Here is a 21,405-nt window from a genome sequence, read left to right as displayed (position 1 = left end):
CAACCTGCAGGTCAGCGGCGTTCTTCCCGCTGGCAGTGATTGACCGACCGGTGGCAGGAAGTGATCGCCGAGTGTGCGTCCTGGGCGTCGAGAGTGCGTCCAGGGCGACGATCCGGCCGTCGGCCCGCCCTGGGTGCACACTCGACGCCCTCACCGCACACTCGACCGCCGCCGAGGCCCGCGATCTTGTGCGGTCGTCGAATTCGCCCGCCCCTGCCGCGCGCAACGGTCCACATGAGGCAGGATGGGTGTGCCGTGAGCGGGGAGGTTCATCCGCGCGGTCCACCGCAGCGAGGAGGCCGAGGAAACCCATGTCGGAGCCGACGCTGACCAATCGTGACGGCGCCAATCGGCTGCCGTATTCGCGGGTGCTGCTCAAACTGGGCGGAGAGATGTTCGGTGGTGGCGCCGTCGGCCTCGACCCGGACGTCGTGCACCTGGTGGCACGGCAGATCGCCGAGGTGGTGCGCAGCGGTGTGCAGGTGGCCGTCGTCATCGGCGGTGGCAACTTCTTCCGCGGCGCCCAGCTCCAGCAGCGCGGGATGGAGCGCACCCGCAGCGACTACATGGGCATGCTCGGCACGGTCATGAACAGCCTTGCGCTGCAAGACTTCCTGGAGAAGGAAGGCATCGACACCCGCGTGCAGACCGCCATCACCATGGGGCAGGTCGCCGAACCGTACATCCCGTTGCGCGCCGTGCGTCATCTGGAGAAGGGCCGCGTCGTCATCTTCGGCGCCGGTATGGGGCTGCCGTACTTCTCCACCGACACCACCGCCGCGCAGCGCGGACTGGAGATCGGCGCCCAGGTGGTGCTTATGGCCAAGGCCGTGGACGGCGTCTACACCGCGGACCCGCGGATCGACTCCGAGGCGGAGTTGATCCGGACCATCACCCACCGCGAGGTGATCGACCGCGGCCTCAAGGTCGCCGACGCCACCGCCTTCTCGCTCTGTATGGACAACGGCATGCCCATCCTGGTCTTCAACCTGCTCGTGGACGGCAATATCGCCCGCGCGGTCGCAGGTGAGAAGATCGGAACACTGGTCACCAGCTAGCCGGGAGAATGAGAAGTGATTGACGAGACCCTCTTCGATGCCGAGGAGAAAATGGAGAAGGCCGTATCGGTCGCGCGTGACGACCTGGCCTCCATCCGCACCGGCCGCGCCAATCCCGGCATGTTCTCCCGCATCAACGTCGACTACTACGGCGCGCCCACCCCGATCACCCAGCTGTCCAGCATCAACGTGCCCGAGGCGCGCATGGTGGTGATCAAGCCCTACGAGGCCGGTCAGTTGCGCAACATCGAGGACGCGATCCGCAACAGCGATCTAGGTGTGAACCCGACCAACGACGGCAATATCATCCGCGTGTCGATCCCGCAGCTGACCGAGGAGCGCCGCCGCGATCTGGTCAAGCAGGCCAAATCGAAGGGGGAGGACGCCAAGGTCTCGATCCGCAACATCCGTCGCAAGGCGATGGAGGAGCTGTCGCGGATCAAGAAGGACGGCGAGGCCGGCGAGGACGAGGTGGGCCGGGCCGAAAAGGACCTCGACAAGACCACGCAGACCTACACCAGCCAGATCGACGAGTTGGTCAAGCACAAAGAGGGCGAGCTGCTGGAGGTCTAGTGACCGAGCAGCGAGCGCATTCCGTGGCAGATACACCGGTCGACGAGCCGACGAAGAAATCGCGCGCCGGCCGCAACCTGCCGGCAGCCATCGGCGTCGGCGTCCTGCTGGGCGGCGGACTCATCGCGATCCTGCTGTTCGCGCCGTATCTGTGGCTGGTGCTGCTGGCCGCGGCCGTCACCGCAGGCATCTACGAGGTGACCCAGCGGCTGCGGGAGGCCGGTTACCAGATCCCGATGATTCCGTTGCTGCTCGGCGGCCAGGCCACACTGTGGCTGACCTGGCCGTGGGGCGCCGCCGGGGCGCTCGGCGGGTTCGCCGGCACCGTCGTGTTCTGCATGATCTGGCGACTGGTGGGCCAGGGCCTCAAACACACCCCCGAGAACTACACCCGCGACATCGCCGCCACGGTCTTCCTGGCCACCTGGGTGCCGCTGTTCGCCGCCTTCGGCGCGCTGCTGATCTACCCCGAGGACGGCGCCAACCGGGTGTTCTGCCTGATGCTGGGCGTGGTGTTCTCCGATATCGGCGGCTACGTGGCGGGGGTGTTGTTCGGCAAGCACACGATGGCGCCGGCGATCAGCCCCAAGAAGTCGTGGGAGGGGTTGGCGGGGTCGCTGGTGTTCGGCGTGACCGCGTCGGTGCTGGCGGTGGTGTTCCTGCTGGACAAGCCGTGGTGGGCCGGCGTTGCGCTGGGTGTGATGCTGGTGATCACCGGCACGCTCGGCGACCTGGTGGAGTCGCAGTTCAAACGCGATCTGGGCATCAAGGACATGAGTTCGCTGCTGCCCGGACACGGCGGCATCATGGACCGCATGGACGGCATGCTGCCGTCGGCAGTGGCGACCTGGATCGTGCTGACGCTGCTGGCATAGCACCGGCACGTCCGGCGCAGTGAGATACTTGGGTTAATCATGCCCAAGCCACTTCCTCTCGTCTTCGATGCCCCGCGACGGTCCAAGCCGCCGCGGCATCTCGCCGACCTCGACGAGGCGGGACGCGCCGAGGCTGTGGCCGAACTCGGACTGCCGAAGTTCCGGGCCAAACAGCTGGCCAACCACTACTACGGTCGGTTCACCGCCGATCCGCAGCAGATGACGGATCTGCCGGCCGGGGCACGGGAGCAGGTCGCCGAGACCCTGTTCCCGACACTGTTGACGGCTGTGCGTGAGATCGAGACAGACGCCGGGGAGACCCGCAAGATGCTCTGGCGTGCGGTGGACGGAACGACGTTCGAATCGGTGCTCATGCGCTACACCGACCGCAACACCGTGTGTATCTCCTCACAGGCCGGCTGCGGGATGGCGTGTCCGTTCTGCGCGACGGGCCAGGGCGGGCTGCAGCGGAATCTGTCGACGGCGGAGATCCTCGAACAGGTGCGTGCGGCGGCGGTGGAGCTGCGTGACCGCGATGGGGACGGGATCGCCCCCGTCGCTCGGGGCGGGCGGCTGTCAAACATCGTGTTCATGGGCATGGGCGAACCGCTGGCCAACTACAACCGGGTGCTGGCCGCGGTGCGGCGGATCGTCGCGCCGCCGCCAGACGGGTTCGGCATCTCGGCACGGTCGGTGACGGTGTCGACGGTCGGTCTGGCGCCGGCCATCCGCAAACTCGCCGACGAACGGCTCAACGTCACGTTGGCGGTTTCGCTGCACACTCCCGACGACGAACTGCGCGACACCCTGGTCCCGGTCAACAACCGGTGGCCGGTGCAGGAAGTCCTCGATGCGGCGCGCTACTACGCCGACGTCACCGGCAGGCGGGTCTCGATCGAGTACGCGCTGATCCGCGACGTCAACGATCAGCCCTGGCGGGCCGATCTGCTCGGTAAGCGGCTGCACGGCGCGCTCGGGCCGCTGGTCCACGTCAACCTCATCCCGCTCAACCCCACACCCGGCAGCGAGTGGGACGCCAGCCCGAAGCCGGTCGAGCGCGAGTTCGTCCGACGCGTGCGCGAGCGCGGCGTGTCCTGCACCGTGCGCGACACCCGCGGCCGTGAGATCGCCGCGGCGTGCGGGCAGCTGGCCGCCGAGGGCTGAGCGCCTAGCGCGCCCAAATGAACAAACGGGCGCAAAAGTGCAAGACAACGCCGCCATTATGTCGATCTGGGAGGCGCCAGGGGCGCACGACTACGGCCCGTTGGTGAACCAGACGTTCTCCTCGCGCAGGTTGCGGCTGCGCCAGCCGTCGGGTGTGCGCACCATCTGGTGGTGGTAGTACCCGCCGCAGGCGGAGATCCCGTCGACCCCGGGCAGTTGCATGGGGTTGTAGAACATCGCCCGCACGGTGGCCGAATCATCATCGGTGGCAACGATTTCCACGTTGGTGATGTAGTGCATGCTCCACGGGATCACCCCGAAGTTCGCCGCGAACCAGTCGACCACCTCGTCGCGGGTGCCGACGACGGCCCCGGCCGACGAGTAGTCGATGTGCGCGTCCTCGGTGAACACCGAGCGGTAGAGCTCCCAATCCTTGGTGTCGACGGCGCGGGCGTAGGTGTTCAGTAGAGCGGTGATTGCCAGTTCGTCGCTGAGGCGTTGAATATCCACGGGCTACCGCCCGCCGAGATCGACGAAATGCCGAAAACTACTCGCACTTTCGCGCCCGATTGTTCGTTTGGGCGAGGAGGGGGTCACTCGGGCATGCCGATCGTCTTGGCCTCCAGGTACTCCTTATAACCCTCTTCGCCGTTGCGGTAGCCCAGCCCGGACTGCTTGGTGCCACCGAACGGGCTGGTGATGCCGAAGTGGCTCTTGCCGTTGATCGTCACGTTGCCGGTGCGTATCCGGCACGCGACTGCGAAGGCGCGGTCCACATCCGCGCCCGAGACCTCTCCGGACAGCCCGTAGATCGTGTTGTTGGCGATCGCCACCGCCTCGTCGTCGCCCTCGTACGGGGTGACCGTCAGCACCGGCCCGAAGATCTCCTCCTGTGCGATCTGCGAATCCGGGTCGACGTCGGCCAGCAGCGTGGGCTGGGTGTAGTAGCCGACGGGCAGGTTCTCCGGGATGCCGCCGCCGGTGACCAGTCGCGCGCCGGAGTCGATGCCGGACTTGATCAACCCGAGCACCTTCTCGCGTTGGGTCGCGCTGATCTGCGGGCCCTGCATGTTGCCCGGCGTCCACGGATCCCCGACCGGGAAACCCTCCATCATGGTTTTGAGGATCTCGATGCCCTCGTCATATCGACTGCGCGGCAACAGGATCCGCGACGGCAGAATGCACGACTGCCCCGACATGACACACGCCATCATCGCGGCCATCGGCAAGGCCGAGTTGAAATCGGCGTCGTCGAGCACGATGTGCGCGGATTTTCCGCCCAGCTCGAGCAGCGTCTTCTTCACCGTCGCCGCCCCCGCGGCCAGGATCGCCCGCCCGGTCGCCGTGGACCCGGTGAACGTGATCATGTCCACCCGGGGATCGGCAGACAGCGCCGCGCCCACCTCGTTGGCGTTGGACACCACCACGTTGAACACCCCGGCCGGGATGTCGGTCTCCTCGGCCACGATTCGGCCGTACTCGCTACCCGACCACGGCGTCAGCTGCGCAGGCTTGAGCACCACGGTGTTACCCGCCATCAACGCCGGCACCGTCTCGGCGATGTTCAGGTAGAACGGCACATTCCACGGTGTGATCGCCCCGACCACCCCGACCGGCTCGTAGTGGATCTTGCGCCGCGCCGGACCCAGTTGAGTGGGATGCACCCCGGTGTCGACGAGGTAGTCGAAGTTCTTTCCGTGCTCGGCCCAGTGCCGGACCTCCTCGATCGGGCTCTCGATCTGACTGCCCGTCACGGTCACCGGACACCCCACCTCGGTGATCAGGATGCGCCGCAGCCGTTCCTTGTTGCGCTCCAGCGCATCGGCCAACTGCATCAGACAGTGATGGCGGAACTCCAGATCACGCGACCAGTCCGTCTCGTCGAATGCGCGGCGCGCCGCGGCCACCGCACGGCCCATGTCCTCGACCGTGCCGTCGGTGGCCCGACCGGCCACTTCCTCGCTGGCCGGGTGGATCACATCGAACGTGGCGCCGCTGCCGGTGTACTGCAACTCGCCGTCGATCAGCATCCGCTCTTCGCCGGCCAGGACGCCGGTCTCGCTCTCGGTCGTGGTCATGCTGCCCAGCATTACAAATTTCGGACTGAGTGTCAGCCTCTTTGGTCGATCGATCAGTCAATCGGGTTGGCGGATACCGACGGCGTGCCGCAACTGGGCCAGAAACTGCTCGCCGTCGTCGCTGCGCACGATGTAGTGGGAGACCGCGACACGGATCGCTGTGGCCGCCTTGACGCCGGCGTTCGGTCCGGACAGCAACTTCTCCAGACGCGCCCGCATCAGCGGCAGGATGTGGGACAGCTGGACGATGACGACCTCGGGCTCGATGTCGACCAACCGCACGCCCGAATACGACTGCTGGTACTGGACGATGAAACGCAGTGCGGCGTCGAGCTTTTCGGTACCCCGGAGGCCGGCGGTGGCGCGGCTGACGCCGGTGTCGAACATGTCGCGCTCGTAGCGTCCGAACGCGTCGAGCAATTCCTGTTTGGAGGCGAACCAGCGGTAGAGCGTGGGTCGGGAGACGCCGGCCTGCAGCGCCACCTCCGACAGGCTGAGTTTGGTCTGACCGCTGCGGCCCAACACCTCTGCGGTGGCGGCCAGGATGCGGCTGCGCGTCGACGAGTCGTCGGCGGAACCGGCGTCGCGGTGCTCGCTCAGTGGTCGGTTCACGAGGCCCTCGGATCGTGGTGGTGTTGCAGAAAGCCTAGTTGGTGTAACTCGTGAACAGGGCGAACCTGCGCGGAATGTTCGTCACAGGTGTTGGTCGAGCCCGCTGCGCAACACAGCAACCGTGTCGAGATCCTCCAGCGCCGCCACCGCGCGGCGCAGCCCCTCCAGCGCGATGTCCTCGTCCTGCATACCGCCCATCCCCGCGGTGATCAGCGCCGCGACGTAGGCGTACAGCGCGCCCTGTCGGTAGCGGTGCCACAGGTCGTCGCCGTCCAGAGCGGGGCCACGGTGCGCCCGCAGCGTGCTGCGGTAGTGCTCGAGCAGCTCACGTTGGTGGAGGCGCCGGTCATCGGCCGTCATCGAGGTGACCAGGGTGTAGGCGAGTTCACGTCCCGGATGTCCACGACGCACCGCCTGCCAGTCGAGCAATCCCGCTGCGCCGTCGCGGAAGTAGACGTTGCCCGGGTGCGCGTCGCCGTGCATCACGGTGTGCGGCGGTCGATCGATCAGCCGGGCGACGGCGCGGTAGTTCTCGTCGATGAACCGCCCCCGGTGGACCGGGATGTCGGTGCGTCCGGCGATCCGGCGCGCCGAGGTTCTGAGCAGCATTCCGGTCAGGTGCGAGGTGGAATCCTCCGACGCCGAGTACACCCAGCCGAGCGGACCGCCGCCGGTGTCGGGCAGCCGGTCCCAGAACGTCGCGTGCAGTGCGGCCAGCCGCTCGACGATGAGGGCGGCGCGGTCGCGGTCCAACGGGTGCAGGGTGTCGGGGAACTCGCACGTCGACGGGAGATCCTCGAGCACCAGCACGTAGCGTCCGGTCAGGGCGTCGAAGGCAGACCCGTGGCACACCGGCACGGCGCTGAGCTCAGGGGCCAGTTGCTCGTAGAACCGGACCTCGGTGTGTCCGAGCCGGCCGAGTTCCCCCATCAGTCGCGTGGCGGCGTCCGCGGCGGGCAGTTTGACGAACACCGTGGCCGGGACGTCCGGGCCGGTGAGCGCGAGCCGGGCGCGCGATGACGTGCCGGCGTCGCCGCCGATCACCGTCACCGTTGTCACCGTGCGGCCCATGATGCGCGACAGCGCGGGAGCGTCCAGTTCGGCCGGCGTGCGCGGCATGGACCGCATACGGCCCAGCGTGGCGTCGGTGAGGATCCGCTGCACTCCGCGGCCGACGTGTGCGGCGAGGTCGGCTGCGGGCGCGGCGCGTTCGCGCAACTGCGACGAAATGCCCGAGTGGATCGTCACCGGTCGATAGCCTCCTGATGCGGCCCGCCGACGCGGGACAGTTTACGAATGATAGCGATTGTGTAATCCGAACTGGAGTTATCCCGGAAAGAGGGGATTCATGGCCGGACCGTTGGCCGGCATCCGTGTGGTCGAGCTCGGCGTCTGGGTCGCGGGTCCGGCGGCCGCGGGGATCCTCGCCGACTGGGGCGCCGACGTCGTCAAGATCGAGCCGCCGACCGGCGACCCCGCGCGGGGCTTCGGCCGGATGCTCGGCGTGGAGGACGGGGCGAACCCGCCATTCGAGATGGACAACCGCAACAAGCGCAGCATCGTCCTCGACATCACCGACGCCGGAGACCGGGACATCGCGCTCCAATTGATCTGCGGCGCCGACATATTCGTGACCAACGTGAGACCGGGTGCGCTCGACCGCCTCGGACTCGACTTCGCCACCGTCGCCGCCCGCAACGACCGGCTGGTGTACGGGCTGATCACCGGCTACGGCGAGGGCGGGCCCGACGCGGACCGCGCCGCCTACGACGTCGCAGCCTTCTGGTCGCGGGCGGGGCTCGCGCATCTGCTGACCCGTCCCGGCGACACTCCGCCGTTTCAGCGCGGTGGGATGGGCGACCACACGGCGGGGATGACGATGGCCGGCGCGCTGTGCGCCGCACTCGTCGCGCGGACGCGGACCGGCACCGGTCAGCTGGTCACCACGTCGCTCTACCGGCAGGGCGCGTACACGGTGAGTTTCGACCTCAACACGTTCCTGATGACGGGCAGCCAGATCGCAATCGGCCAGCGCGAGACGATGGGCAACCCGTGTATGAACAACTACGCGGCCGCCGACGGTAGACGGTTCTGGATCGTGGGTCTGCAGGGTGAGCGGCACTGGCCGGCGCTCTGCCGGGCGGTCGGGCGCACCGAATGGCTCACCGACGACCGGTTCGCCGGTCCCCGTGCCCGTGCCGTCAACGCCCGCGAACTGATCGCACTGCTCGACGAGATCTTCGCCGCCCGGCCCCTGTCGGAGTGGGCAGGGGTCTTCGACCGGGAGCCGGACTTCTTCTGGTCGCCGATCAACACCCTCGATGACGTCCTGGCCGACGAACAGTTTCATGCTGCGGGCGGCATCGTCACGGTCCCACAGGGAGAATCGGCGGTGCCCATGGTGGCGACACCGGTGGACTTCCACGGCACTCCGGCGCAGATGCGCCGCAGCGCACCGGAACTCGGCGAGCACAGCGCGGCGATACGCGCCGAGCTCGAGGCCTGACAGGTCAGCGGCCGGGGTCGATCTCGTCGCGGAAACGTGCGGCCGGGTGGACCGATGCGCCCGCCGCGACGACCCGTTCAGTGAGCGTACGGTCAGAGGTGACCACCAGGAGATCCTGTGGGTGGGCGTCGGCGCTGACCAGACGGACGATCTCGTCGTCAGCCGAGTTCGCCGAAGCCCTTGGTGCGTAGGCGATTCGGATACCGGCCGCGTCCGGCGGGGGAGTCAGTGGTTGTTCGAATACGACCGTGACGTCGGCGTCGTGGGCTTGCGCCCATCGGTCGAGTCGCTCGACCAGGGCGTCGATCGCGCCGCGGCGGTCCCGCCACCATCCGTCGGGCCGGCATCCGATGACGTTCATCCCGTCGACGATCCACCGCACCGCGTCATCCCGTCGGCCGCGGGCGCACCAGCACGGATTGCTGGATCGCGCCGACCGCCCCCGTCTCGTCGAACAGCGTGCCGATCGTGGTGCCGATGCCGTCCGGGCCGTAGTGGGTTTCGGCGCGGATGCCGATCCAGTCCCCGTCGGGCAGGCGGTGGATGTGCACGGCGAGATCGGTGTTGAGGAACGTCCACTTGCGGATGTCGAGTTTCGTCCCGATGCCGTTGGCGTCGTCGGCGACGGCGAACAGCCGCTCCAACGGCGTCATCGATTCGCCCGCAACCAGATCGACCTCCGGCCGGATCCACGACTCCCCGGGCCCTGGGCTCAGCGGCTCGGTCAGCCATCGCCAATCCAGACTGTGGACGTAGTTGCGGTCCCAGTCCTTCTTCATATCGCGGTTGCGCGCCTCGGACACCGGCCGGAGCGGTTCGGCGGGGGCGTGCAGCGCCGCGGTGGTGTCGAGCGTCTGCAGCCGCCACCCGCTGGCTCGCGCGACCGGTCGCGGATCGCCGTCCGGACCGAGCGCCAGCATCTCGGCGCTGATCAGCTCGATCTGGCGGCCACGGCGTTCGCGGCGGGCGCGGAGCCAGAAGTCCCCGTCGGCGGGAACCGGTCCGAGCAGGTCGACCAGGACACGGCTGAGCCGGGTGTCGTCCCGCTGTTCGCAGCGTTCCAGCGCGCGGACCAACAGTGCGGAGACCGGCGCAGCATGCTGGATCGCTGCGGACCAGGTGCTGCGCACCAGATCGGTGGCGCCGAACCGCTCTCCGCGCGGATCCTGAGGGTCGCGGAGCTCGTAGTAGCAGTCAGACATGGGCGCCCACTCCCGCGATGTCCACGGTGACGGCGTCGACGCGTGAATTCGCGGTGCCGATCAGTCGTTCCGGATAGGCGTCGGTGGCCGTGACGAGGAACAGGACGCGCGATTCGTCACCGCCGAGCGCACAGGCGATCGCGATGCGCTCACCGAGGTCGATGCGGTGGGTCACCTCACCGCCGTCGACGATCCGGGCGAATTCGTGGGCGAGCGTCATCGACGTCCAGACGCCGCCTTCGGCGTCGATCGCCAATCCGTCCGGGGGGCCGGCCAGCCCGTCGGCGAAGACCCGCCGTGGCCCGAGCCGACCGTCCTCGAGCGGGAACAGGGTCAGCCGGCGGCCGGTCGATTCCGCCACGATCAACGAGGATCCGTCGGGGGTGATCACCATGCCGTTGGGAAACTCCAGGTCCTCGGCGACCACGGTGACGCTGTTGTCGGTGTCGAGCCGCAGCAGGACGCCGCCCTCGCGTGCCTGCGATCCGATGTACGCGCGGCCCTCGTCGTCGACGACCATGTCGCCCAGATCGGCGGGCGCCAGCGCGCTCAGGTCGGCCAGCGTGCTCACGACATCGCCGTCATAGCAGAGGATCTCGCGTCGCCGGGTGGAGACGATCAACAGCGTGCCGTCGGGCCGGAACCCGAGTCCGGACGGATGATGTCCGGGAAGACTCAGGGTGGTCGTCGAGCCCCGCAGGTTGACCGTGTGCACGGCCTCGCCGAACATGTCGGACAACCACAGCAGGCCCTCGAACCAGCGCGGCCCCTCACCGAAACAGAAGCCGTTCGCCAGTGGGGTGAGCGTCATATCGTTACTTTACAAAACACGGGACGAGTGTCACGCTCGCTGGGTGCAGCTGTCAACCAGGAGCATGTCGTGAACATGAAGAAGTATTACGGCCACACCCTGCTGTATCTGCATGAGACCATCGACCTGGGCACGCTCGGCAGCGACCGGTTCGTCGAGACGTTCTCCAGCACCTACGAACCGATGATGACCGAACTGGGCGCGCGGCTGTTCTCGATCTGGGAGACCACCGCCTACAACGGCCACTGGCCGCAGGTGACGATCATCTGGGAGATCGACGCCTTCGCCGACTACGCGCGCATCGGCCGGGCGCAGGCGCGCGGAGGCAGCCACGCGGAGACTGCGGCATCGTGGTCGGCGTTCCTGAGTGCGGCCGGAGCCCGGGGTGAGGGCCGGATCATGTACGCGGGGCGCAGCAACAAGACCCTCGCCGAGCTGACCGGCGCCGGCTTCGGCGCGGACCTGGTGATCCAGGAGGTCATGCAGACAAAACCCGGCCGCCAGGACGACTACATCCGCGAACTCGAGCGGCTCTACGTGCCGTGGTCGGAGAGCACGGGCAAGCGCTGGCTCGGCTCCTTCATCACGACATTCCGGTTCAACGAGGTGATCCACTACTGGGCGCTCGACGGCGGCTGGGACTGCTTCGAGGAGCACTACCCGTCGTGGAAGGACAGCCCGCCCGCCGAGATCGTCACGTGGATGAGCGTGGCGCCCGCACTGCGGGACGGCTGGGAGGACTCGATCCTGGCGGCGCTGCCGCCGTCCCCGCTGCAGGCCAGGTGACAGCCGTGACCGCAACCCCAGCCTCAACGGTGTTCCGTTACAACCCCTTCGACGAAGAGGTGATGACCGACCCGTTGCCGTTCTACCGCACGTTGCGCGACGAGCACCCGCTGTACTACGTCGCCGAACTCGACACCTATGTGTTGTCCCGCTTCGCCGACATCTGGGAGGTGCTCGCCGTGGACGACGGCACCTTCGTCGCCTCCGAGGGCACGTTGCCCGCGGCGTCGGTGCTGGCGGGACAGAACAGCGGGCCGGTGCCCGATCCGCCCCTGCACCCCATGCCGTTCCACGCGAACTTCGACTCGCCGATCTATGACGACGTGCGGCGCTGCACCTCCGCCCCGTTCCGGCCGCGCAAGGTCACCGACCTCGCCGACCGGATTCGCGCGCTGGCCAACCAGCGTCTCGACGAACTGCTGCCCCGCGGTACGTTCGACCTCACCCAGGATTACGGCGGCATCGTCGCGGCGTCGGTGGTGTGCGACGTGCTCGGGCTCCCGGTCGACCTGGCGCCGGACGTGCTGGCCACCGTGAACGCCGGCAGCATGGCCAGACCGGGCGACGGCGTCGAGGTCGCGAACGCCCGGCCCGGATATCTCGAATACCTCGTGCCGATCGTGGCGCGCCGCCGGGCCGACCGCTCCGGCGGCGCCTCGCCGATCGTCGACAGCCTCATCGATCACGTGCTGCCCGACGGCACCGCGTTCACCGACGTGGAGGCCGCCACGCAGATGCTGGGGGTCTTCATCGGCGGCACCGAGACCGTGCCGAAGATCGTCGCGCACGGGCTGCGGGAGTTGAGCAGGCGACCCGATCAGCTCGCAGCGGTCCGGGCCGACGAATTCAACGTCCGCAAGGCGCGCGAGGAGATGATCCGATTCTGCGCCCCCGCGCAGTGGTTCGCCCGGACGGTGAGGAAGCCGTACACCCTGCACGGCGTCACCATCGAACCGGGCCAGCGGATCATCACGCTGCTCGCCTCGGCCAACCGCGATGAACGCGAGTATCCCGACCCCGAGGAGTTCATCTGGGACCGGCGCATCGAACGGTCACTGGCTTTCGGTCGCGGACAACACTTCTGCCTCGGTGTGCACCTGGCGCGGTTGGAGATCTCCATCATGGTGGAGGAGTGGCTCAAGCGGGTGGCCGAGTACCGCATCGATGAACAGGCCGCGTGGCGGCCGCCGTCGAGCTTCCAGTGGGGCTGGAACTCCGTTCCCGTCGACACCCGAACGAAGGGCTGACCGTGTGGTCGTATCGACTCGTGGCGCCGTACACCTTCGAGCGCAACGACCGTCCCGCACCGGATCCCGACGCCCTCGGCGAGGAGCAGGTGCTGCTGAGGTTCGACGCTGCCGGGGTGTGCGGCAGCGACCTGCCCGGCTTCCGCGGGACGCGGGGACGGATCCCCGGCGACAGCGGCCGGTGCGCCGCGGAAAAGGACGGCTTCCCGATCCACGAGATCGCCGGTGAGGTGCTGGCCAGCCGGCATCCCGACCATCGCGTGGGCGACCGGGTTGTCGGCTGGGCCTCCGGTTTCGACGGCCTCGCCGAACAGTTGGTGGCCGACGGAAACGGGCTGGTCGCATATGATCCCGCGCTGCGGGCGACGCATGCCGTGGCACTGCAGCCGCTGGCCTGTGTGCTGTACGCGGTCGAGCAACTACCCGAGCTGCGCGGTCGGCACGTCGCGGTGATCGGTCAGGGCTCGATCGGGCTGCTGTTCTCCTACGTCGCCAAGACCGCAGGCGCCGCGCGGGTGACCGGTGTGGACCCGGTGGACCGCCGCGCCGTGGGCCCGCACTTCGGGGTGGACGAGGTGGTGCGGGCCACCAGCGACCGGTGGGTCAGCCATCTGACCCAGGACGACAAACCCGACATCGTCATCGAAGCGGTCGGCCATCAGGTCGGTACCCTCGCCCACGCGATCGCCGCGGCGGCGTTCGGTGGCACGGTGTTCTACTTCGGAGTCCCCGATGACGACAGCTATCCGATTGACATGCGAATGATGCTGCGCAACAACCTCACCCTGAAATCCGGTGTCACGATGGAACGGCGACGGGTGCTCGCGCGCGCCGGCGAGTTCGCCGCCGACCACCCGGATCTGCTGCGGCACTACGTCACCCACACCTTCGGGGTCGACGAGGCGCAGCAGGCCTTCGACACTGCCGGCCGACCCGATCCGGGCCGGGTCAAGATCGCGATCACCGCATGAGCGCCGCCCGCGTCGCGTTGGTGACCGGCGCCGCCCGCGGCCAGGGGGCCGCTATCGTGGCCAGACTGCACGCCGACGGATTCGCGGTCGCCGCATGCGATGTGCTTCGCGACGAATTGATCGATGTGGCAGAACAATTCGACGACACCGTGATACCGCTGCCGCTCGACGTGACCTCGGAGTCCCAGTGGGCGGCCGCCGTCGCGGACACGGTCGACCGGTTCGGATCGCTCACGGCACTGGTCAACAACGCCGGGGTGCTGCACCGGGCCGCCATCGCCGACGAGACCCCGGCGGGTTTCGAGGGCAGCTGGCGGGTGAACTGCCTGGGGCCGTTCCTCGGTATCCGCGCGGCACTGGACCAACTCCGCGCCGCCGAGGGCGCGTCGATCGTCAACACCTGCAGCACCGGGGCGATCCGGCCGTTCCCGGCCCATGCGGCGTACGGCTCGTCGAAATGGGCGTTGCGTGGCCTCACACAGGTCGCCGCAGCGGAACTCGCATCCGCGGGCATCCGCGTCAACGCGGTGTTCCCCGGGCCGGTGAGCACGCCGATGCTCGACGACCGCACCCAGGCGCGGTTGGCGGAGCGCGCGGTCACCGGACGCCTGGGCACGCCGGGGGAGATCGCCGACGCCGTCGCGTTCCTGGTGTCCGATGCGGCATCGTTCGTCACCGGATCGGAGCTCGTCGTCGACGGCGGGCAGATGCTGCAGATCGGATGAGGTCCATGGCGGGAACGGGAATGTCGGTCGGCATCATCGGGGCGGGGCCCGGCGGACTCGCACTCGGCATCTTCTTGAAGAAGGCGGGGTTCCGGGACTTCACCATCTTCGACCGAGAGGATGGCGTCGGCGGAACCTGGCGGATCAACACCTATCCCGGTCTGGCCTGCGACGTGAAGTCGCATCTGTACTCGTTCTCCTTCGACCTCAACCCCGACTGGTCCCGGCTGTGGTCCGGACAGCAGGAGATCCTCGCCTACTTCGAGCAGTGCGCCAGCAGGCACCGGCTCGCCGACCATCTGGCCCTCGGCACCGAGATCGTTTCGGCCACTTGGCAATCGGCGACCAACAACTGGCGGCTGACCACCGCCCGCGGCGATCACCACGAATTCGACGTGGTGATCTCCGCGGTCGGCCTGTTCACCCAACCGGTGATGCCGGATCTGGTCGAGGAGGAAGCGTTCACCGGCGTGGTGATGCACACCGCGCGCTGGGACCACTCGGTGAACCTGGCCGGCGCCCGGGTTGCCGTCCTGGGCACGGGTTCGACGGCAGCACAACTCGTCCCGGAAGTGGCCAGGGTGGCCGAGCGGGTGTACTCGATCCAGCGGTCGGCCACCTGGGTGCTGCCGAAACCCGACCGGCCCTACACGGAGCGGGAGAAGTGGGTGTTCGCCCATGTACCGTTGGCCAAGAGGCTCTACCGCACCCGGCTGTGGCTGCGCAGTGAGTCCAACATCGCGGTGATCGAGAACGGCAGCGACAAGACCCAGGAATTCGCGGCCATCGCCACCAGGGTGCTGGCGGCCACCGTGTCCGACGACGAGCTGCGCCGCAAACTCACCCCGAAGCACCCCTTCGGCTGCAAACGGCTGGTGTTCGCCACCGACTTCCTCCAAACGCTGACCCAGCCGCACGTCGAGGTGGTCTCCAGCCCGGCGCGCGCGCTGCGGTCGCGGAGCCTGATCACCGCAGACGGAACGCAACTCGACGTCGACGTGGTGGTATGCGCGACGGGCTACGCCGCCGCCGACTACCTGGGGCAGATCGACGTGACCGGCGAGCACGGCATCACGTTGCGCGACACCTGGCGCGACGGCGCCTACGCCTACCTGGGGATGGCGGTGCCAGGTTTCCCCAACTTCTTCATGCTGTACGGCCCGAACACGAACGTGGGCTCCAACAGCGTCATCTTCATGCTTGAAGCGCAGGCGCATTACGTGGTGCGGGCGCTGCGCCGGATGCGGCGCCGGCGCAGGACCTACATCGCCGTGCGGCCCGAGGCGATGGCCGCCTTCATCGACAAGGTCGACCGGTGGATGGACGGCACCGTGTGGACGACACGGTGCAGCAACTATTTTCGTGCAGCCAACGGACGTGTCGTCACCCAGTGGCCCCGCAGTGCACGGGTCTTCTGGGCGATGACCCGCCGGTTCAAGGCGTCCGACTATCTCTTCGAGCCGCCGGCCGCCGGGCCGACGCCGATGCAGGTGCGCAGCCACGCGACGGCGGGCTGACCTGATGGGCCCGATGGCTGCCGCCGCCGAGCGACTCGACCCGACGCTGGGCTTCCTCGCGGGTGTGCGCACCGACCTCTCACCCGGCGGGCTCGACGCCGTGCGCCGGTCGCTGAACGAGCGGCGCCGCGACAGCGCCCGCACCGTAGACCTCGGCGGCGTCGACGTGGCCGAACTCGAGGTTCCGGGGACACCGAGGGTTCCGGTGCGCGTCTACCGCGCAGGCCCGGTCCCCGCGCCGACTGTGATCTACTGCCACTCAGGGGCATTCGTACTCGGCAACCTCGACACCGACCACCGCCAGTGCGTCGAGCTAGCCCGTCGGGGACAGTGCACGGTCGTATCGGTGGACTACCGGCTGGCGCCGGAACACCCGCATCCCTCCGCGCTGGACGACGTGCAGGCTGTCCTGCGGTGGGCCGCCGGCAGTCCGGGTGAGATCGACGGCGGGCGGCTGGCCGTGGCCGGCAGCAGTGCAGGCGGTGCGTTGGCCGCGCTGGTGGCCCAACGGTCCGCGGCGGGGCAGTTGCCGCCGGTGGCAGTGCAGATCCTCCATCAGCCCGTCCTCGACGATCGACCGACGGCGTCGACCCGGGAGTTCACCGCCGCACCGGCTTTCGACGGCGCGGCCGTCGCCCAGATGTGGCGCCATCTTGGTGGCGCTGCGACGCCCCGTGATGCGGTGCCCGCCCGGTGCGCCGATCTCGCCGGACTGGCGCCGGCCCTGATCACCTGCTCGGAGCTCGATCCGTTGCGGGACGAGGCGATCGACTACGCGCGGCGGTTGCTCGCCGCGGGCGTCGCCACCGATCTGCGCGTCTTCGCACGCACCTGCCACGGCTTCGATGCGCTCGCCCCGGAGTGGCACCTGAGCGCGGAGCTGTTCGCGATACAGGGTGCCGCGCTACGCCGCGCCTTCACGGCGAGTTGAGCCGCCGCTCAGCCCAGTTCTCTGGCGATCGCCTCGTGGTAGCGGTCGATGTTCGCCGGATTGACGATCCGGAAGAAGCCGTCGGGCATCGGCGCGTGTTTGGGTGCCTCGATCGTCATGGTGCGGGAGAACAGCGTCAGATCGTGGCCCGGGCGGGTGAGGTGGTAGCGCACCGTGATCCGGCCCTCCATCCCGCCGTTGCCCTCGCGGTCGTGTCCGAGCCGGCCGACGGAGGTGAACATCCACAGCGAGGGCCGGGTGGCCATCGCGAGGTGCCAGGTGAAGATCCGGTCGCCGTCCGGTCCGCCCTCTTCCCACGTGTCACCCACCCGCAACGGCAGGTCATCGAGGTCGCCGACGTAGCTGCTGCCGGGATAGGTCTTCGTCCAGTTGGCCGGATTGGTGATGAAGTCGTAGACGGTCTCCGGGGAGTGGGTGAACAGCGACTCGGAGGTGGTGGTGACGATGCCCATACGCCTCACTTTACAAACAAGTCGTGAAGTGTCACCCTCGGCGGGAGCGGTGCGGCGCGAAAGGAATCCCGGATGGACTTCTCCACGGTGGAACTCGGCCCCGAGGAACAGCGTTTCCAGCAGGAGGTGCGGGCGTTTCTCGGCGAGGTCGTCACCGACGAGGTGATCCAGCGCGACCGGGAGACCGGCCAGAACTTCGACGAGGGTGTCCATCTGGCCGCCGGTGCGGCCGGATTCCTGGCGCGCGACTTCGCGGCCGAGGCCGACGGCGGGTTCACCGCGCTGCAGCGGCGGATCTGGGAGTTGGAGGTCGGTCGCGCCCACACTCCGTGGTTCCACTGGCCGACGACCGCCATGGTCGCGCACAGCCTGGCCCGCTTCGCATCGGCCGAACTCCAGGATGAGGTGCTGCCCAAGGTGATGACGGGGGAGTACCGGCTCTGCCTCGGCTACACCGAACCCGAAGGCGGCTCCGACGTGGCGACCTGTAAGACCAGGGCCGTCCGCGAGGCCGACGAATCCACGTGGATCATCAACGGCGCCAAGATGTTCACCTCGAACGCCCACAACGCGCACTATGTCTTCCTCATCACCAACACCGATCCGCAGGCAGCGAAACACCGCAGCCTCACGATGTTCCTGGTGCCACTGGACTCGCCGGGGGTCGAGATCCAGGGCATCCGCACCGTCGACGGGGACCGCACCAACATCACCTACTACAGCGACGTCCGCGTCGACGACCGGTACCGGGTCGGCGAGGTCAACGGCGGGTGGACGGTGCTGCGCGACGCGCTCAACGCCGAACACGGCACCGTCGAACGCGATTCGGCCGGCCTGCAGAAGCTCGCCACGATGACCGAACACATCCTGCTGATGGCCGAGGCCGTCGACACCGTCGCGGCGAGGGTCGGCGAACCGGACCCCTCCGGGCACCGGCTGATCGACGACGACTCGGTGGCCCACCGACTCGGCCGGGGGATCGCGCGGATGGAGGCGGCTCTGAGTACGGCGGAGATGTTCGGGCGGGTCGCGATCGCCCAGACGATGCGCGACGTGTCACCCGAGCTGATGGACATCCTCGGGATCGCCGGATCACTACCGGTCGGTGCCGACGGTGCGGCCGACGACGGCGGCCTCGAGTACATCTTCCGGCTCGCCGGACCGACGGGGATCTACGGCGGCACCCTCGAGGTCTTCCGGAACATGATCGCCCAGCACGCGCTCGGTCTGGGGAGGCCGGCGTATGCGCCGCCGGCCGGCAGATCCTGAGTCCTCAGAGCGCTGCGAGCACCGAACCCGCCAGCAGTTCCAGGGTCCGGTCCGAAGCCCGGTCGTGGGTGAACAGCACCACCTGGTCGAAACCCAGCGCATGCCATTCTCGGAGCCGGTCGACGATGACCGGCGGAGTGCCGATGAGCCCGCCGTCGTGCAGCCCGAATCCCGGTGCGCCGAAATGTTTCTCGGCGCGGGACCGGACCTCGGGCAGCGCGGCGTCATCGGGAGCCAGCGCCATCACCGCCTCGACCGACATCACGATGTCGTCCGGGTCGCGGCCGATCTCCGTGCACAGCCCGCGCAGCACCGACACCTTGTGTTCGATCTCGCCGAGCGCATAGGTGGGCACGTTCCAGACGTCGGCGTAGCGCGCGACCAGAGGAAGCGTGAACTTCTCGCCGACTCCGCCCACCACGATGGGTGGGCGGGGACGCTGCACGGGTCCGGGTTTGACGGGCATGTCGCGCACGGTGAAGTGAGTCCCGGCGAAGTCGATGCGTTCGGCGGTGAAGGCCTGCTGCAGGATCTCGAGTGTTTCGCCGAGGCGTTCGGACCGCTCGGCGAAGCTGCCCCAGTCCATTCCCATCCGGTGGTGTTCGTCGGCGATCGAACCGCTCCCGAGCCCGAGCCGGAGCCGCCCCGCCGAGATCTGGTCGAGCGTGGTCGCCATCTTCGCGAGCAGCGCGGGATGGCGGAACTGGTTGCACAGCACCAGATGTCCGACATCCAGCCGGTCGGTGCGACTCAGCAGCGCGGTCGCCAGCGTCCACGCCTCCAGAGACGGGTAGTCGGGCGCGCCCGGACCGTACAGGTGGTCGTAGAGCCACAGCGACCCGATCCCGAGTTCCTCGCACCGCAGCGCACGGTGCAGCACGTCGGCATAGGACAGGCCGATCTGCGGGACGTAGACGCCGACATCGGGGGAAGTAATGTTCGCCATCGATGAGAATCGTATTCTCATCGAGGACGACCCTCAACGACAGGTCCGGAAGGCGCACGATGCACTTCACGATCACGTATCCGATGCACACCCACCCGTACAACCCGGAGTTGGTATCCGGCGCCGGGGTGGCGGCGCTCGCGACCGCTGCCGAAGCCGCAGGGTTCTCCGGATTCGGTTTCACCGACCATCCGGCGCCGTCACAGCGCTGGCTGGAGGCCGGCGGTCATGACGCGCTCGATCCGTTCGTGGCGATGGGTTTCGCGGCCGCGCATACGACAACCCTGCGTCTGATCCCCAACATCGTGGTGCTGCCGTACCGCAATCCGTTCGTCGTCGCCAAGGCCGGCGCCACGCTGGATCTGCTGTCCGGCGGGCGCTTCACGCTGGCCGTCGGCGTCGGATATCTCAAACGCGAATTCGCCGCACTCGGCGTCGATTACGAGAACCGCACCACGTTGTTCGAGGAGGCGCTCGCGACCATCCGCGCCGCGTGGGCCACCGATGACCTGTCGATCGAGGGATCCGGATTCAGTGCGCGGGGCATCACCGCCCATCCTCGGCCGGTGACCACGCCGCACCCGCCGATCTGGATCGGCGGCAACACCTCCGCCGCGCGTCAGCGCGTCGTAAGCCACGGCGATGGGTGGTGTCCGTTCCCGGCCCCGGCCCTGCTGGCCCAGACCGCACGGACCTCGGCGCTGGATTCGGTCGGCGCACTGGCCGACGCGGTGGGCGATCTGCGGCAGCGGTGCGAAGCTGCAGGACGCGACCCGGCGGCGCTGGACGTCACGTTCACCAACATCACCGGCGGCGATCCGGCGGCCGAGGACTTCGACGCCGACGCCTATCTGGAGGGGGTGGCAGCGCTGGCCGCCGTCGGCGTCACCTGGATCCAGGTCACGATCCCCGGCGACAGTCTGGCGCACGCCCGCGAGGTGATCGACCGCTTCGGCGCCGAGGTGATCTCCCGGGCCTAGCCGGATCTAGTCGGCCTCGGCGCCAACTCTAAATGGTTTTGTCGGTGGTCGAATGTATGTTCGAAGTATGTCGGGTGAGGCTCTGCGAGAGGCGGTAACCGCGCTGCAGGCTGCCTTCGACGGGGTGGCCGCCGGTGATGTCGATCTGCTGACCCGTTCCGATCTCGTTGCAGCCCTTGATGAACTCGAAACCCTGGTGTGCCGACTGCCCTCGGTGAGTCACCGCATGCTGGCCCGACTGCAGGCCGAGGCCACCCCGCAGGAGATGGGCGCCAAATCGTGGAAAGAGGTGCTCTCGGTCCGCTGGCGGATCTCGACCAGCGAGGCCAATCGCCGGCTGACCGAAGCCGCCCTGTTGGCTCCGCGGCAGTCGGTGACCGGGCCGTCCCTGCCGCCGAGGTTGCCCGCCACCGCGGTGGCCCAAGCTCACGGGCTCGTCAACGGTGAACACGTCGACGTCATCCGCAAGGCCGTCGACAAATTGCCGGGTTTCGTCGACCCGGCCACCCGTGGGCAGTTCGAAGTCGACCTGGTCCGCGCTGCAGTCGGTGCCGGTCCGAAGGAGCCCAAGGACAGCGCTGATCGGATGTTGTTCCTGCTCGACCAAGACGGACCCGAGCCGGACGACACCGAACGGGCCCGCAAGCGCGGCGTGACCAAGCACAAACAGCGCGATGACCA

At 68.3% G+C, this 21,405-nt stretch carries 23 protein-coding genes; 14 read left to right on the top strand and 9 right to left on the bottom strand.

Annotated elements, in window-relative coordinates; genetic code table 11:
- Positions 1-311: 311 nt before the first annotated feature.
- From pyrH to rlmN, 4 genes are read left to right on the top strand one after another with little or no spacing between them, the layout of a single operon-like run.
- Complete coding sequence (pyrH, locus tag A5757_RS13370) at positions 312-1,058, top strand: UMP kinase (RefSeq protein ID WP_066834900.1); 747 nt, start codon at positions 312-314, stop codon at positions 1,056-1,058.
- Between the two features lie 15 nt (positions 1,059-1,073).
- Positions 1,074-1,631, top strand: a complete 558-nt coding sequence (gene frr, locus A5757_RS13365) for a ribosome recycling factor (protein WP_066834898.1) — start codon at positions 1,074-1,076, stop codon at positions 1,629-1,631.
- On the top strand, positions 1,631-2,506 hold the full coding sequence (locus tag A5757_RS13360; protein WP_066834896.1) for a phosphatidate cytidylyltransferase: 876 nt from the start codon (positions 1,631-1,633) through the stop codon (positions 2,504-2,506). Before frr ends, A5757_RS13360 begins: the two co-directional genes overlap by 1 nt.
- Positions 2,507-2,545: 39 nt before the next feature.
- Positions 2,546-3,670, top strand: a complete 1,125-nt coding sequence (gene rlmN, locus A5757_RS13355) for a 23S rRNA (adenine(2503)-C(2))-methyltransferase RlmN (protein ID WP_066834893.1) — start codon at positions 2,546-2,548, stop codon at positions 3,668-3,670.
- 90 nt (positions 3,671-3,760) lie between these two features.
- Here rlmN and A5757_RS13350 read toward each other — a convergent pair whose 3' ends face one another.
- The 4 genes from A5757_RS13350 to A5757_RS13335 all read right to left on the bottom strand — a co-directional run bounded on the left by A5757_RS13350 (position 3,761) and on the right by A5757_RS13335 (position 7,608).
- A complete protein-coding gene (locus tag A5757_RS13350) occupies positions 3,761-4,180 on the bottom strand; it encodes a nuclear transport factor 2 family protein (protein ID WP_066834891.1) in 420 nt (139 codons plus the stop codon).
- Positions 4,181-4,263: 83 nt separating this feature from the next.
- On the bottom strand, positions 4,264-5,748 hold the full coding sequence (locus tag A5757_RS13345; RefSeq protein ID WP_066834908.1) for an aldehyde dehydrogenase family protein: 1,485 nt from the start codon (positions 5,746-5,748) through the stop codon (positions 4,264-4,266).
- A gap of 57 nt (positions 5,749-5,805) precedes the next feature.
- Positions 5,806-6,360, bottom strand: a complete 555-nt coding sequence (locus tag A5757_RS13340) for a TetR/AcrR family transcriptional regulator (RefSeq protein ID WP_066834889.1) — start codon at positions 6,358-6,360, stop codon at positions 5,806-5,808.
- Positions 6,361-6,441: 81 nt separating this feature from the next.
- Positions 6,442-7,608: a phosphotransferase gene (locus A5757_RS13335; protein WP_369815949.1), complete on the bottom strand. Its 1,167-nt coding sequence runs from the start codon at positions 7,606-7,608 to the stop codon at positions 6,442-6,444.
- 100 nt (positions 7,609-7,708) lie between these two features.
- On the opposite strand from A5757_RS13335, the gene A5757_RS13330 reads away from it, so the two are divergent.
- Complete coding sequence (locus tag A5757_RS13330; RefSeq protein WP_066834887.1) at positions 7,709-8,866, top strand: CaiB/BaiF CoA-transferase family protein; 1,158 nt, start codon at positions 7,709-7,711, stop codon at positions 8,864-8,866.
- Positions 8,867-8,870: 4 nt separating this feature from the next.
- Here the strand turns inward: A5757_RS13330 and A5757_RS13325 are convergent, their stop codons facing one another.
- Genes A5757_RS13325 through A5757_RS13315 form a run of 3 tightly spaced genes read right to left on the bottom strand, consistent with a single transcriptional unit; the run spans position 8,871 to position 10,879 of the window.
- Positions 8,871-9,248: an NYN domain-containing protein gene (locus tag A5757_RS13325; RefSeq protein ID WP_066834885.1), complete on the bottom strand. Its 378-nt coding sequence runs from the start codon at positions 9,246-9,248 to the stop codon at positions 8,871-8,873.
- Between the two features lie 4 nt (positions 9,249-9,252).
- On the bottom strand, positions 9,253-10,068 hold the full coding sequence (locus A5757_RS13320; RefSeq protein WP_066834883.1) for a thioesterase family protein: 816 nt from the start codon (positions 10,066-10,068) through the stop codon (positions 9,253-9,255).
- On the bottom strand, positions 10,061-10,879 hold the full coding sequence (locus A5757_RS13315; protein WP_066834880.1) for an SMP-30/gluconolactonase/LRE family protein: 819 nt from the start codon (positions 10,877-10,879) through the stop codon (positions 10,061-10,063). Before A5757_RS13315 ends, A5757_RS13320 begins: the two co-directional genes overlap by 8 nt.
- A 75-nt stretch (positions 10,880-10,954) precedes the next feature.
- On the opposite strand from A5757_RS13315, the gene A5757_RS13310 reads away from it, so the two are divergent.
- The 6 genes from A5757_RS13310 (at position 10,955) to A5757_RS13285 (ending at position 17,056) form a co-directional block, all read left to right on the top strand.
- Complete coding sequence (locus A5757_RS13310) at positions 10,955-11,665, top strand: NIPSNAP family protein (protein ID WP_066834904.1); 711 nt, start codon at positions 10,955-10,957, stop codon at positions 11,663-11,665.
- A 62-nt stretch (positions 11,666-11,727) separates the two neighbouring features.
- A complete protein-coding gene (locus A5757_RS13305) occupies positions 11,728-12,912 on the top strand; it encodes a cytochrome P450 (protein ID WP_066834902.1) in 1,185 nt (394 codons plus the stop codon).
- 2 nt (positions 12,913-12,914) lie between these two features.
- Positions 12,915-13,883 carry a zinc-binding dehydrogenase gene (locus A5757_RS13300; protein ID WP_066834878.1) on the top strand — a complete coding sequence of 323 codons (969 nt, stop codon included), beginning with the start codon at positions 12,915-12,917 and terminating at the stop codon, positions 13,881-13,883.
- A complete protein-coding gene (locus tag A5757_RS13295) occupies positions 13,880-14,608 on the top strand; it encodes an SDR family NAD(P)-dependent oxidoreductase (protein ID WP_066834876.1) in 729 nt (242 codons plus the stop codon). Before A5757_RS13300 ends, A5757_RS13295 begins: the two co-directional genes overlap by 4 nt.
- 5 nt (positions 14,609-14,613) lie before the next feature.
- A complete protein-coding gene (locus A5757_RS13290; RefSeq protein WP_369815948.1) occupies positions 14,614-16,125 on the top strand; it encodes a flavin-containing monooxygenase in 1,512 nt (503 codons plus the stop codon).
- 4 nt (positions 16,126-16,129) lie between these two features.
- Positions 16,130-17,056 carry an alpha/beta hydrolase gene (locus tag A5757_RS13285; protein WP_066834872.1) on the top strand — a complete coding sequence of 309 codons (927 nt, stop codon included), beginning with the start codon at positions 16,130-16,132 and terminating at the stop codon, positions 17,054-17,056.
- A gap of 8 nt (positions 17,057-17,064) precedes the next feature.
- Here A5757_RS13285 and A5757_RS13280 read toward each other — a convergent pair whose 3' ends face one another.
- Complete coding sequence (locus A5757_RS13280; protein ID WP_066834870.1) at positions 17,065-17,529, bottom strand: SRPBCC family protein; 465 nt, start codon at positions 17,527-17,529, stop codon at positions 17,065-17,067.
- 72 nt (positions 17,530-17,601) lie between these two features.
- On the opposite strand from A5757_RS13280, the gene A5757_RS13275 reads away from it, so the two are divergent.
- Complete coding sequence (locus tag A5757_RS13275; protein ID WP_066834868.1) at positions 17,602-18,798, top strand: acyl-CoA dehydrogenase family protein; 1,197 nt, start codon at positions 17,602-17,604, stop codon at positions 18,796-18,798.
- Between the two features lie 4 nt (positions 18,799-18,802).
- Here the strand turns inward: A5757_RS13275 and A5757_RS13270 are convergent, their stop codons facing one another.
- Positions 18,803-19,744 carry an LLM class flavin-dependent oxidoreductase gene (locus tag A5757_RS13270; protein ID WP_066834866.1) on the bottom strand — a complete coding sequence of 314 codons (942 nt, stop codon included), beginning with the start codon at positions 19,742-19,744 and terminating at the stop codon, positions 18,803-18,805.
- Between the two features lie 59 nt (positions 19,745-19,803).
- Here A5757_RS13270 and A5757_RS13265 point away from each other — a divergent pair, with 59 nt between their 5' ends.
- The gene (locus A5757_RS13265; RefSeq protein WP_066834864.1) at positions 19,804-20,724 is read left to right on the top strand and encodes an LLM class F420-dependent oxidoreductase; all 921 of its coding nucleotides are present in this window, start codon (positions 19,804-19,806) and stop codon (positions 20,722-20,724) included.
- A gap of 52 nt (positions 20,725-20,776) precedes the next feature.
- A partial coding sequence (locus A5757_RS13260; RefSeq protein ID WP_156618376.1) for a DUF222 domain-containing protein occupies positions 20,777-21,405 on the top strand: 629 nt, incomplete at its 3' end.

This window comes from Mycobacterium sp. 852013-51886_SCH5428379 (assembly GCF_001665575.1).
Taxonomy (GTDB): Bacteria; Actinomycetota; Actinomycetes; order Mycobacteriales; family Mycobacteriaceae; genus Mycobacterium.
This window is presented reverse-complemented; position numbering and strand designations above follow the sequence as displayed.

What these genes read in the sequence shown, in the direction of transcription:
- A5757_RS13330 (WP_066834887.1), top strand. Translation starts at nt 7,709, where the DNA reads ATGGCCGGACCGTTGGCCGGCATCCGTGTGGTCGAGCTCGGCGTCTGG.
- A5757_RS13265 (WP_066834864.1), top strand. Translation starts at nt 19,804, where the DNA reads ATGCACTTCACGATCACGTATCCGATGCACACCCACCCGTACAACCCG.
- A5757_RS13270 (WP_066834866.1), bottom strand. Translation starts at nt 19,744, where the DNA reads ATGGCGAACATTACTTCCCCCGATGTCGGCGTCTACGTCCCGCAGATC.
- A5757_RS13320 (WP_066834883.1), bottom strand. Translation starts at nt 10,068, where the DNA reads ATGTCTGACTGCTACTACGAGCTCCGCGACCCTCAGGATCCGCGCGGA.
- A5757_RS13345 (WP_066834908.1), bottom strand. Translation starts at nt 5,748, where the DNA reads ATGACCACGACCGAGAGCGAGACCGGCGTCCTGGCCGGCGAAGAGCGG.
- A5757_RS13280 (WP_066834870.1), bottom strand. Translation starts at nt 17,529, where the DNA reads ATGGGCATCGTCACCACCACCTCCGAGTCGCTGTTCACCCACTCCCCG.
- rlmN (WP_066834893.1), top strand. Translation starts at nt 2,546, where the DNA reads ATGCCCAAGCCACTTCCTCTCGTCTTCGATGCCCCGCGACGGTCCAAG.
- A5757_RS13275 (WP_066834868.1), top strand. Translation starts at nt 17,602, where the DNA reads ATGGACTTCTCCACGGTGGAACTCGGCCCCGAGGAACAGCGTTTCCAG.
- A5757_RS13285 (WP_066834872.1), top strand. Translation starts at nt 16,130, where the DNA reads ATGGGCCCGATGGCTGCCGCCGCCGAGCGACTCGACCCGACGCTGGGC.
- A5757_RS13305 (WP_066834902.1), top strand. Translation starts at nt 11,728, where the DNA reads ATGACCGACCCGTTGCCGTTCTACCGCACGTTGCGCGACGAGCACCCG.
- A5757_RS13310 (WP_066834904.1), top strand. Translation starts at nt 10,955, where the DNA reads ATGAAGAAGTATTACGGCCACACCCTGCTGTATCTGCATGAGACCATC.
- pyrH (WP_066834900.1), top strand. Translation starts at nt 312, where the DNA reads ATGTCGGAGCCGACGCTGACCAATCGTGACGGCGCCAATCGGCTGCCG.
- A5757_RS13315 (WP_066834880.1), bottom strand. Translation starts at nt 10,879, where the DNA reads ATGACGCTCACCCCACTGGCGAACGGCTTCTGTTTCGGTGAGGGGCCG.
- A5757_RS13295 (WP_066834876.1), top strand. Translation starts at nt 13,880, where the DNA reads ATGAGCGCCGCCCGCGTCGCGTTGGTGACCGGCGCCGCCCGCGGCCAG.
- A5757_RS13290 (WP_369815948.1), top strand. Translation starts at nt 14,614, where the DNA reads ATGGCGGGAACGGGAATGTCGGTCGGCATCATCGGGGCGGGGCCCGGC.